Genomic DNA, 11,577 nt, shown 5'->3' on the forward strand with positions numbered 1-11,577 from the left:
GTGGATTTAATTCGTAACCGATATTTACTCGTCCCTTTCCTAGTTGTATTTTTAACGTTTTGTCTAGATAAACTATTACTTCTAGAGAATGTACATACTTATTTTTCAAAGTCACTTTCGGACATAAACTATATCCAAAAAGACCAATTATACGATGATTTAAAACTGTATTTATCTAATCAAGATAGAGATAAAGTCCTCGTTTACTTTGGAAACTCTCGGGCACTTTTGTTTGATAACGAATACATTCACAAAAAATACCCAGGTTGGGTGATGTTTAATTTCTCCGTACCAGGAGGAAAACCAGATTATGTATTACAATGGATGGAAAAGTTTCACAAAGACAATGTAAAACCTGATTTCTTTTTGTTTGATCACTCTGTGGAGATGTACAACTCTACTGCCACTCTAAAAGTGGATGAAACTTTGACCAATGGACTCAACGTCTCTTTTGTATTAAAACATTTTTCCTTATTTTCAACGGATGATATTTCTACACTCATCGCAAAACGAATGTTTCGTGCTTATCAATATCGTCCCAAGTTGGAAGTCATTCTCACCAGAGCCAAAAACAAAGAATCCTTTTTGTTTCCTTACCGTGAATTGCGTAATAGTCTTATGGCAAATTTAAATAGAGGAAAGGGTTCTGCCATGACACCGGGAACTCACCAATCAGTGCTCCCTCCGGAGTTATTAAAAAAATCAGCGATTGGTGATTTTCATTCCTATTTAGTTCCCTTTCAGTTTTCCGATCAGGTTTTGAGTTTTACAAACCAATCTTTGGAATTAGCAAAAGAACTTGGTGTTCCGTCTGCTGTGATTTGGGTTCGACTCTCCTTACCTTATATGGATCATATTAGAAATTTAAAAGTTTCTGTAGGTGGTGGGAAGACGGACACAGTGTATCATGATTGGTATCCAAGAATTTTAGATTACCACAAACAAAATGGTGTGCCGTTTTGGAATATGAACGATGATCCAAACTATGCCTGCAACAATTTCAGTGACGCAGGCCACATGTCACCGACATGTTATGATGAGTATACCGATTTTATTTTTAAAAACTTACTTCAGTCTTTTGTAAAAGGTGTCCGGTAGAATTCCGTTCGATTCTGAACATCATTAGGGGAAAGTTTTTCAGGATCTGTTGGATTTGGTTTGGTAGGATTTTGTGGTTGGGGTTTGGTATTGTTTTCTTTATCCACAGAGTATCCATAATAATAACCATGAACAATTTCTACCACAGTGACAGGAGTGTCTGAGTTTAGATTTTGAATTTCCACTGTGAGTTCTTCTGGTGGTGCTAATAATTCAAAGACCCACTGTGCTTCGCCTTCAATCTTTTCCTTTCTTAAGATGGTTGGATTTTCGTTTTGACCATTTCCAGAATACACAGTGAGAACCCACTCTTTCAATTTTCCATCAGTTGCCACACCGATACCAATGGATTGTGGGGAAGCCTCTCCTGCTTTTAAATCAAATCGAATGGCACCACCTTTGGAAACGGCACCATAAAGTCTTTTTTTAGAAAGAGTAGGATAGAGAGCCAAATCTTGGATTCTAGTTGTGACTTCTTTCACATTTTGGCTCAGAACGGATGGTTCGGAATGGATGGCCTGCATTGTGACAAGTACGATTCCAACCGATGCAATCAAAGAGTATCTCATTCTCTTAATAGGACAAAAAAAAGCGATTCCTTACAAGCAAAAGAAAAAGAAATTATCTCGAACAATTTCGAAATTTAGTCAATTCTTGGAGTAGTGATTGGCGTTCATCTGGGTCGAGATTACTTCGATTTTTCGATTGGAGTTCCATTCGTTCGAAGGCAGGTCGAAACCGGGGAGAACAATTCGCACTAAAGTAGTAGTAGGCACTCACTCTGTCGGATTCATTATCGCTAATCAACTTATAGAACTCAAATACAGAATGATTGTCTTCACTCGAAAAATTTAAGATAACGTATGTTTTGTGACACTCACTTAAAGTAAGGGCTGGCACCTTAGTATTTTTACAATTCGCAGCTACATCGGTTTCTAAAAATGCCAACATCTCTTCATATGTATAGTCCCGAAATGATTTCCCTTTGGGTACGGTCACTTTCGTTTTTTGGGTCAAAGGGTTATCTTTCGTTGTTGTGTTTTGGGTGACAACAGCTTGGGATTCTTGTTTGGAATCTGTGGTATGATGTTTTGGTTCTTCTACTTGAACAAAATTGGTAACCACTTTTGGTTTCTGATAAGGATTGGTGACGGTTAAATCATAAGGCCCAGATTTTGCTTCCGTTGTATCTACTTTTAAATCAATCCGTTCTGGTGATTTGACTTCCTTGCTGAGAATAGGAAGTGAATCTTCTTTTTTGGTAAGATCCACTTTGGTTGCTTCCAAAAAATGTTCCCCTTCAATGGTTACATTCGAAATTGTTTTTTCTGATTTGGATTCCGATTTGGGAAGGATGATTGGTTTTTCTTCTTCTGTCACAACCTTCGGTGGTTCGGAGATGATGACTTCTAAGTCTTTCCATGCAGACCAGACGGCTGGTTTTTTGAATAAGTTTAATGGTGCGGTTCTTACTAGATAAACACCTGACGGAAGTTCTTCGATGGAATGATAAGCCGTATCAATCTTTTTATCGATAACGATTTTACCAGATTTTTCTTTGATTTGGATTTGATACCCGCTGGCTTCGGGAATGGGTTTCCAAGCGATGAGTTTGGTTCCGTCCTGTGCGAAGAGGGAAACAGAGACCAAACAAAAAAATAAAAAGAATCGTTTTGTATTTAGTTTCATCGTTTCTCTTTATACAACCGTTTTGGTGAAATGAATTCAATATCAGAAGGTTTTAAGGATTTGAATTGGTCCAAAGCCAAAATAAAACTTCCCTTTCTGGATAATAATAAATTGGAATCTTTATACACACTCAGATCCCAAGAGAAGGAACCTTCATCTAAGATACTTAAATCCTTTAAGTTGTGTTTTGAATCCTTTGTTGTGATTTTATAGATGGCTACTTTTTTATCATTTGTGTGTTGGTATAAAACCAAATCATATCTGTCGGCCACTACACCCACCACCTTCCATTGGAAATCCAAACTGGTTTTCCCTTTCATTTGAACAATGGTCCCATTGGGTGACATCATTTCTAGTTTGGGTTCTTGTTTGGAATCGTTTGGTTCTTCTACTGGTTCCTGTTTTTTCTTTTTGTCGACTACAGTGAAACTCAGTAAACTGGAGGATTCTGTTTCTTTTCCTTCTTTGGATTTTCCAGTGATACTAACATAGAAAGTTCCTTTTCCCAACTGATTCCAGTTAGGTACAAGAAAGTTTGATCCTGTCTCTTCCGATAAAACAATCGGTGTCATTTTTGAATCTTTTGCAAATTTTAATTGGTAAGACTTTAGTTCCGCATTCCCATCCCAGATTAAAATGGCTTGGTTTTGTTTGATTTCATCCATTGAAATTTCTGCCCCATTGGCCGGTCGTAACCATTTTGGTGCGGGAACTGTATTTTGTTTTTTGATGATGAAGGATAAAACTTGGCTTTCTCTATCTTTTGTATCAGGAAATGAAGACTTGGCAACTACCTTCCAATAATAAGTTCCTTCTTTCAGATCGTCATAAGAAATTTGATTTGCTGTTGTTTCTAGTTGTTTGATCGGGTTCGTTAATTTTGGCGAATGGGATACAATCAACTGATAAGAATTAGCGGTTGTGAGTTTGGTCCAAGTGAGTGTGACGAGAGGGTAGGTTTGGACAAAAGGAAAAGTAGTTCCTTGTTCTGGAGATTCTCCTTGGAAGGATTCTCGTTTGGTGACAAAGAACTTATTAATTTCACTGAATTCAGGATCGGTTCCCGTTTTGTTTTTAACTTTTAATCTCCAATAGAAGGTTCCTTCTTTTAATCGAAAGTCAGCTTGGTTTCCTTCTACTTTTTCATTGATCAGCGTCAATTGAAAGTTAGGTGATCTTGATATTTCTAATACAGGGTTTTCATATCCCGATTCTACTTTCCATTGGAAATGGACCGATACATCTTCCGGTTCGGTATAGAATAATTTTTGAGAAGAGGGCGAGACTAAGACAACGGGAATTTTTTTGATTTCGATTCCTGTTTTTTTGAACTCTGCTTTTTTTCCCTCTTCCACTGCAACGGACTTACCATCCTTTTGTTTGACAGTGGTTTTTCCTTTTTCTACAAATATACTCAGTTCCCTTTCTTTGGAACGTTCAATTTTGACATTTCCTGAATCTACATTGATTTCACTTCCGGAACTTGTGATTTTGATATTGTTTGGTTGGGAATCGTTCTTTTTGACTTCTAGAGATCCTTGGGTGAATTCCAGGTTTGGTTCCTCGCCCGTCAAATCTAAGTTAAACATTGAATTTTCATCAATGTTAATTTCTGTTCCGTCTTTCAATCGAATGAGTGCATCCGAAAAAGCTTCGGATCGGATGGTGTCTTTATTGGTGAGAGGGCTATTGTTTTCTAACTTTTCCCAAATGACTTCATCTTCAAATTTTCTTTGAACAATATTGTTTTTAAAAAAAATAGTTCCTACAACTTCTCTGTCACCAATCCCAATTTTGCGATTGATATCCAAATAAAACAAAATGGAAAATAAAAAAGCAACACTGAGTAGGGTAAATAAGACGAGACGATCTCGTTTGTCTAAATTCATTTTTTCCCCTTCTTCACTGCAGTGATTCCCACTAACTTCTGTAGTTCGCTCAAACTTTTGGGGTAATTGGGATCTGTTTTTCTACCGAGTACAGCATAGACTTTTTGAGCTTTCGATTTTCCTTTTAACTCGATTTCTCCCATGCTGAGTACATGGTAATCGGATTTGATTTCTTGGTAAGTGGTTTCTGTAATGAGGATGTCGGTTTGGGTTTCTTTATTCAATGACTCCACACGAGACGCAAGGTTGACCGAATCTCCAATGACAGTATATTCCATTTTATTGGCACTACCGATTTGTCCTGCAATCACATAGCCGGTGTTAATTCCGCATCCAATCTGGATGATTGGCTTTTTAACAGACCCACGTCCTTCATTGAATTCGATGAGTTTTTCTCGCATACGGAGTGCAGCTTCTACAGAGGACTTAGCATGTTGTTTGGAATCACGAAGGGCACCCCAAGTGGCCATGATGGCATCTCCAATAAACTTATCTACTGTTCCGCCTGTGTCTTGGACACATTTCACCATCTCTGTCATGTATTGGTTTAAAAATTCCACAACCTCTTCCGGTTGTAACTTTTCTGAAATGGCAGTAAAACTTCGGATATCCGAGAAAAAGATGGTACAATACTTTCTTTGTCCCCCGATGGATAGTTTCCCTTTGGCAGCAAGTTCTGCGATGTCTTGGTTGACAAACCTTCCAAAGGAATCTTTTAATTTTTCACGTTCTTCTAAACCCCGTCCCATACTTACGAATGATTTGGTGAGTGTTCCAATTTCATCATGGGTTGTAGCATGAAGTTCAATGTGATAGTTTCCACGTCGAATTTCTTCGGAGGCATCCACCAATTTTAAGATGGGTGTTGATAGAGATTTTGCAAAAATATAAACAACGATAAAAGAAAGAGCGAGTGATACAATGAGTATGTAAACATTTCGTTTCTGAATGTTATTGACTTCTTCAAAAATTTTAGCTTCTCGCACTTGAGAGATCACGCCAACTCCACCGAGTCCTAGTTTTTTGAATGATCCAAGGTAAGACACGCCGTCTTTGGCTTCATAACGAAACTGTCCATTGTCGACTGTGGATTTTTTCATACGTTCCACAATAGGTAGGTCGTTTAGATTGATACCCGATAATACCACCTTAGCATCGGGATGTGCGAGTACACTTCCATCCTCACTAACAAGAAAGGTTTCTACTGGTCCTGATGTTTGGAAGGCATCTAAGAGGCTGTCCAGTTTGACTAGTGTGACAAGAATGGTATGTGTATCTTTGGATTCTGAAAGGGGAAAACTAAGACAAAGGATGGGGTGACGAAAATGAGGACTTGCATTCCAAATAACAGTAGTTCCACTAAATGCTTTTTTTAATTTAGGTTGGATGGTTCGGAGTAATCCTTTCACTTCTGCTTTTTGGTAATCATATTTTTGTAAGAACTCATCATTCAATGCTTCAAATTTTGGATTCAAACTGACATCATAAGCACCAATCAAAAGAAAATTTTGATCTTCATCAAACAATTCTTTGGCGATAGCATTGGCTGAGTTGGGATTTCTTAAGATGGCAGATGCCGTGATGTGGACATCTTGTTTCATCGAATGTAAGTCCGACTTTACTTTTAAGGAAAGGATTTCATTGATTTTGATGTTGTTTTCTTTTACTCGAACCTCACTATCTTTTCTGAAAAAATAAGAAGCAAGAAAGATGATCCCCGACATGGAGACAAGTAAAACAATCGATGTAATGAGAAGTAGTTTGTATCGAATCGGAAACTGCAATTCTCCAGGAGATAAGGAATTCTTGGAAAAGAGGGAACGGAGTTTTAGCAATATCGTTTTCATATCATTGGTACTTTTACCAATTTCCGCGAAAACGGGACTAAAAAAAAAGTAAAATTGAAAAGTGAAACTATTTTTTTACTAAGGGCAGGCCAAATCAACGTTATACGTTTGTCGGAATGGTTGCTCCGGGATACCAACTGTAGTCTCACGTACTACAGTGTCGGGATATCCGTCCTGCTTAATCAGGTCTCCTAAACAAACTACCTTATACAAACCTGGATTTAAGTATTTTATTTTAGCACCTTGTTTTGCGGGTGTTGCCGCAAGAGGCAAAACGTTTATAAATTCAGTTTCTGTGTATCGAAAGATGCCATAGTAATGTAACAAAGAGTTGCCCCCGCCAGAAATCGTAAGGCTCGATGCAGTTTCAGGATAAATCACCCGAGCTCTTGTCAATATATTTCCGCCGGCATCTCCTTCCCCTTTATGGTCATAAAAAATATCACTGATACCAACATAGGTAACCGTTGTCGCCCGACTGGTTTGGTAAGAATGTAACATTAGGTTTTCTTTTAAGTTAATTCTTACTTCTAGAATATAAGGATCGAATCCATCCCGAATTTGCATATCCGATTGGGTGGGAAGTTGCGAATAAAGAGTGGGGAACATTTTAGGTACAATGGTACTTTTGGCCGAGGAAGTTGTTCCCGCAACATAGTTGTTACGTGGGACAATATTGAGTCCGTTAACGATTGGTCTATTGTCAAAACGACCAGTCACAGGAATTCCTGCGTCTAGTGCGTATCCAGTCACAAGAGAACGAAAGTAAATCGCTGCATAATAATACTGACGTCCAATCCAAGGTTGTCCTGTGGCGAGTGCGGATTGCCAACTTTCTGTTTGGGAAGAGGGGTCATTGGAAGGAAACTGAGCTCCGATCCCATTAAAGAAATCAGATGCTTTGAGAATTCCATTACTTTCCGTACAGGTATTGTTATCAAAGGAATACGTAACCGTACAAAATACTTGCCTGTTAGGTGCAATGTAGTCCCAGAATTTATTGGAATCCACTGTATCACGAATCTGTGTCAGTTCATTTAATCCCTTCACGTATTTACTGGAGATTCTCACCTCTCCAATATCGAGAAAGATAGGAATGTTTCCCACTTTGGGTTGGTTGACAAGAGTCATGGTTGGGTCCACACCTTCCCCTTGCGCATCCACATACAAATCCCCGGTTCCATTATTGAGTTCACCCCAATCGAGAGGATTGTCTGTTGCATATGTTCCTTTTAGGAGTAACAACATACGATTGTTGAAGAGAGTGGAAACAACGGGGAGTTTCGATTCTTCCCCTAAGTCCAGTTTGGTTTTACAATCGATAAAAAGGAAAACATTGAGAAATAGAATGAAGACAGGTAGTAAGTGGGATTTCATATCAAAACAACACTCCAACAGTTAGACCGAAATAGAAAAAGTCCACGTTTTGCAAAGTGTAATTGGCCGGATTTTGCAAACGAGGGTCATCATAAGGACTTGCCAATGGATATCGGTATTCGCTCGGAACATCCATATTCGTCTCAAAAATCTTATGATAGTCCAATCTGACTCCAATCCGAATCCTACGGCCAGCAATAAAACTCGCCTCTAACCCGGCAAAGGCGGAAGGATTCCAACGAGCCGTATCGGAGGGACGAGCCACCACATAAGCGGAACCACCACCCCCTTTCAAAAAAAACTGAATGGGAAGTTCAATGGGGATTTTGTAAGCTAAGGCAGCATAAAGTGGCATGGCTGTGAGAGCGCGTTCCGACCGAGATAAAAACACAGCGTAAGATCCACCAATTTCCGTATAAAAAATCCAAGGCCAAGGCATACGGGCATAAAACCCTCCCCCGAGAGTGGTGTCCAAAATACGAACTGTGGGAGTTCCAGGCATGGGATTGGCCGCTCCGACCCATCCACCAATTTCATACCTTCGTTTGTTGTATTCCTCTAAGGTTTGTGCGGAAAGAAGACCGGAAAATAGAGTGAGTGCCAGAAAAAGGCTAAGGAAGAGTGATTTTATACAATTCATGAATTTCTGGATAATCTTCGTAATATGCGCGGACAAAATAGAGTCCGTCCGGCGGGAGGGTGATCCCTGCTATCGTACGGTTCTTCTCTTCCAAAATGGAGCCGATGGATCTAGATTTCCAACGTCCCTTCCCAATGTCCAGTAAAGTTCCTACAGTAATACGAACCATATTGTGCATAAACCCATTGGCACGAATTCGGATTTGGATCCAATCTGATGTCAATCGTTCCAAACGAATGTCATAGATATTTCGGATCGCCCGTTTGCCCGCCATTGATTTTGCTTTGGTAAGAGAACGAAAGTCCTTCTCGCCAATGAGATTCTCTAATTGGTTTTCTACAAAATCCCAATCTACAGGGTGTTTCTCCCAAAAGGCTCGGCCTTCTACAAAACTACTTTCGTATTTGCTGTAATAGATTTTGTAGATGTATTCTCTTCCCGTACAACTGAATCTCGAATGAAACTCTTTGGGAACTTCGACAATGTTTTTAACGGATACTCCTCTTTTGGTGAGGGCATTCACAGAGACGAGGAATTTGTGGAAGTTAGGAATGGGAAACTCTGTTTTGAAATTACACACCATGCCCAATGCATGCACACCCGTATCGGTTCTTCCAGCAACTGACAAAGGTGATGCGGGGTTTTTGTTTAAAATAATGGTTAGAGCAGATTCAATGGAGGACTGAACCGTAGGAATGTCTTTTTGTTTCTGCCAACCGTAAAAATGATTACCGTCGTATTCGACGAGAAGAGCGTAGTTGGGCAAACCCTTACTTCTCGCCTCCCATTGCCTCAAGGATCGCATTGTATTCGTCATACAACTCACGAGTCATTTCTACGATAGGACCTGGTTTTCCTTTGGAAGCTTTTCCCGAACCATAAAGTCTTGCGAGTGTTCGTTTGGCGCGAGACAAAAGTAGAACTTGATCATCTGGTTTGGGAGCCATTTGGTCTTTGAACTTTTTGGTTAAAAATGCATTTAGATAAATAACACCGTCAAATCCCCAGTTGTTATCGGTATCGGGTCCGAGCATTCCTGCCGCTTGGTCAACAGGTTCGTTTCCATTTTGCATTAATTCCAATGTAAAACCGTAGATAACAGCTGCTTTTTGGTAGAGTAAGTCTCTGATTTTGTCATAACCGATATGAGGAAACTCTTCATGTAAGTCGGAAAAATACCAAGCAGCACGAATGGCACAAACTGCTTTTTTCGGAGTAGGGGCAACACTCGCACCCCGGAGTTGGTAACAGTCCATTCCGAGCAGGTAGGATGCAGCACCTAACACAATTTGGCGGTCTGCAGTAAAATCAAGAGGTCCGAGGATTTTTTCAATATAAGCTCTGCGACTATCAGTGGCCATGCGGATGGCTTCGTTGTCGGCAGGGTTTAAAGAATTCCAATCTTTCGGAAAAGAGGAATAAAGGCAACGCGGGCAAACGGACATGACATAATCCAGAGGACTGACACGACCAAATTTTCGATTTTTTTCGTACAATCGACGTAAATCCTGAGCCAACTTCCCGGCGATGAGTCGTCCACCCCCTTGGAACATTTGTTCCTTTTGGTGATTTTCATCACAAATCGGGCAAACTGTGGACTCTTTGGCGCGAAAAGATACTTTTTTGGACTGGGCTGCAGCTAGGGACATAGGAAAAATCTAGGAAAAGGCTCAATTTTAAAATACAATCTGTCAATCCAATATCAGAAATCTCCGATAATACTCACAGGGGCCACCCCGAAATTACTTGTAAGATTCTTCGAAGGAAGGAAAGTACGGAAACGGAATGAACGGCAGAGCAATGAAACAATCCCTTCTTATTCTCATGACGAGTCTCGTTGTGCAGGCACCTATGTTTGCAGAATCGGTCTCTAGTAAATCATACCACAAACGAATTGAACTTCTAACCTACTTACGTGAGTTAGAACCAGTCGTTAAAAATTTCCGTGGAGAAGATCCGGAAGGAAAACCAACGGAATTAAACGCACCGGAAGGGAAAGAAGGCTTTCGTATGAAGAAATACAACGAAGCCAAACGAATTTACCAAGAAGGTTTACAATACCATTTCGAAGGTAACTATTCTTCCGCATACCAACGTTTTCTTGAATGCCAATTGGGAATCGAAAAGATGACCGAGGAACTTTCACAACTCTATATCTTACGTGCAGAAGAGATGATGAAAACGGCAATGGAAAGAAAAAATCCAAACAATCATATGGATAAAGCTCTCCTTGATATTTCGATTGAATACGGAAAAGGTTCTTACTTCCGCCAAGATGTAATGGACATTCCAAGAGAAGCACCATTCTCACGCCGTATGTATGATTCAAAAGAAGCTCACTACAGTTATAACAAATACGATATTGAGAAAAACTTAGAGTTGGGTTATAAACATTTGGGTCTTGCCAAAGAAGCTAGAGCCAATGCTTTAAAAGTAGAAAAGAATTTGGAGAAACACCAAAAACTACAACCAAACCATAGAAAGTATCGAATTGATTTATATTTTGGTGCGATCAACTTAGCTCGTGATTCCAAAGCAAATGCGATTAACATCTATAAGTTGAAATATCCATACGACAACTATTACCTGAACAATTCCCAAGCAAAATCAGAAACGCTGAAAGATGAAAACGGTGGTCCTGTGGAAGGACAACCAGTGAAGGTTGATGGTGTTACTTACGATTTTACAAAAAATCCTTACATCAAGTATGACAACCGTATGCAAGCTATGTTTGATGTTCGTGTTCCTGAAGACTACCGCGTGGACCATGCTGATGTGAGAGGTCGAGTGTATGATTTGGATTCCAACAATATGGTGTTCATGAAATACGACCAGGAACGTAAAAAAGCCTTAAATGTGCCTGCAAAACCTGCTGGGGGATCTACTTCCACTCCGCAACAATAAGAAACGTTAACTAACACCGTTTCCAATTGAATGAGCCCAAGAAATTTCTTGGGCTTTTTTATTTCCACAAAATGACCTCTTTTGTCTAATTGTTGCTATGGCGAAAATTCCGGTCGTTGACGATCTCATCAAA

General features: G+C 39.7%; 10 protein-coding genes. 2 read left to right on the plus strand and 8 right to left on the minus strand.

Going from position 1 to position 11,577, the window contains the following annotated elements; genetic code table 11:
* On the plus strand, positions 1-1,098 hold the full coding sequence (locus JWG41_RS07665) for a DUF1574 domain-containing protein (RefSeq protein ID WP_205269341.1): 1,098 nt from the start codon (positions 1-3) through the stop codon (positions 1,096-1,098).
* Here the strand turns inward: JWG41_RS07665 and JWG41_RS07670 are convergent.
* From JWG41_RS07670 to JWG41_RS07705, 8 genes are all read right to left on the minus strand, one after another.
* Complete coding sequence (locus tag JWG41_RS07670; protein WP_232373855.1) at positions 1,071-1,667, minus strand: hypothetical protein; 597 nt, start codon at positions 1,665-1,667, stop codon at positions 1,071-1,073. The genes JWG41_RS07665 and JWG41_RS07670 overlap by 28 nt on opposite strands.
* A gap of 52 nt (positions 1,668-1,719) precedes the next feature.
* On the minus strand, positions 1,720-2,787 hold the full coding sequence (locus JWG41_RS07675; RefSeq protein ID WP_205269342.1) for a hypothetical protein: 1,068 nt from the start codon (positions 2,785-2,787) through the stop codon (positions 1,720-1,722).
* On the minus strand, positions 2,784-4,676 hold the full coding sequence (locus JWG41_RS07680) for a FecR domain-containing protein (RefSeq protein WP_205269343.1): 1,893 nt from the start codon (positions 4,674-4,676) through the stop codon (positions 2,784-2,786). The genes JWG41_RS07675 and JWG41_RS07680 overlap by 4 nt, the downstream gene beginning before the upstream one ends.
* Complete coding sequence (locus tag JWG41_RS07685; protein WP_205269344.1) at positions 4,673-6,523, minus strand: adenylate/guanylate cyclase domain-containing protein; 1,851 nt, start codon at positions 6,521-6,523, stop codon at positions 4,673-4,675. Before JWG41_RS07685 ends, JWG41_RS07680 begins: the two co-directional genes overlap by 4 nt.
* Before the next feature lie 78 nt (positions 6,524-6,601).
* Positions 6,602-7,900, minus strand: coding sequence for an LIC11270 family surface protein (locus tag JWG41_RS07690; RefSeq protein WP_205269345.1), 1,299 nt, complete (start codon positions 7,898-7,900; stop codon positions 6,602-6,604).
* A gap of 1 nt (position 7,901) precedes the next feature.
* Positions 7,902-8,540 carry a hypothetical protein gene (locus tag JWG41_RS07695; RefSeq protein ID WP_205269346.1) on the minus strand — a complete coding sequence of 213 codons (639 nt, stop codon included), beginning with the start codon at positions 8,538-8,540 and terminating at the stop codon, positions 7,902-7,904.
* Positions 8,512-9,306, minus strand: a complete 795-nt coding sequence (gene truA / locus JWG41_RS07700; RefSeq protein WP_205269347.1) for a tRNA pseudouridine(38-40) synthase TruA — start codon at positions 9,304-9,306, stop codon at positions 8,512-8,514. Before truA ends, JWG41_RS07695 begins: the two co-directional genes overlap by 29 nt.
* 4 nt (positions 9,307-9,310) lie before the next feature.
* Positions 9,311-10,189 carry a DUF2225 domain-containing protein gene (locus JWG41_RS07705; protein WP_205269348.1) on the minus strand — a complete coding sequence of 293 codons (879 nt, stop codon included), beginning with the start codon at positions 10,187-10,189 and terminating at the stop codon, positions 9,311-9,313.
* Between the two features lie 136 nt (positions 10,190-10,325).
* Between JWG41_RS07705 and JWG41_RS07710 the strand changes: the two genes are divergently transcribed.
* A complete protein-coding gene (locus tag JWG41_RS07710) occupies positions 10,326-11,444 on the plus strand; it encodes an LIC11274 family protein (protein WP_205269349.1) in 1,119 nt (372 codons plus the stop codon).
* The last annotated feature ends 133 nt before the right edge of the window (positions 11,445-11,577 follow it).

The sequence above is a fragment of the Leptospira chreensis genome (assembly GCF_016919165.1).
GTDB classification, from domain to species: domain Bacteria; phylum Spirochaetota; class Leptospiria; order Leptospirales; family Leptospiraceae; genus Leptospira_A; species Leptospira_A chreensis.

Bases quoted from the DNA above. Each gene is read 5' to 3' on its own strand.
- JWG41_RS07670 (WP_232373855.1), bottom strand. From the start codon at position 1,667: ATGAGATACTCTTTGATTGCATCGGTTGGAATCGTACTTGTCACAATG.
- JWG41_RS07710 (WP_205269349.1), top strand. From the start codon at position 10,326: ATGAACGGCAGAGCAATGAAACAATCCCTTCTTATTCTCATGACGAGT.
- JWG41_RS07680 (WP_205269343.1), bottom strand. From the start codon at position 4,676: ATGAATTTAGACAAACGAGATCGTCTCGTCTTATTTACCCTACTCAGT.
- JWG41_RS07695 (WP_205269346.1), bottom strand. From the start codon at position 8,540: ATGAATTGTATAAAATCACTCTTCCTTAGCCTTTTTCTGGCACTCACT.
- JWG41_RS07685 (WP_205269344.1), bottom strand. From the start codon at position 6,523: ATGAAAACGATATTGCTAAAACTCCGTTCCCTCTTTTCCAAGAATTCC.
- JWG41_RS07705 (WP_205269348.1), bottom strand. From the start codon at position 10,189: ATGTCCCTAGCTGCAGCCCAGTCCAAAAAAGTATCTTTTCGCGCCAAA.
- JWG41_RS07675 (WP_205269342.1), bottom strand. From the start codon at position 2,787: ATGAAACTAAATACAAAACGATTCTTTTTATTTTTTTGTTTGGTCTCT.
- JWG41_RS07690 (WP_205269345.1), bottom strand. From the start codon at position 7,900: ATGAAATCCCACTTACTACCTGTCTTCATTCTATTTCTCAATGTTTTC.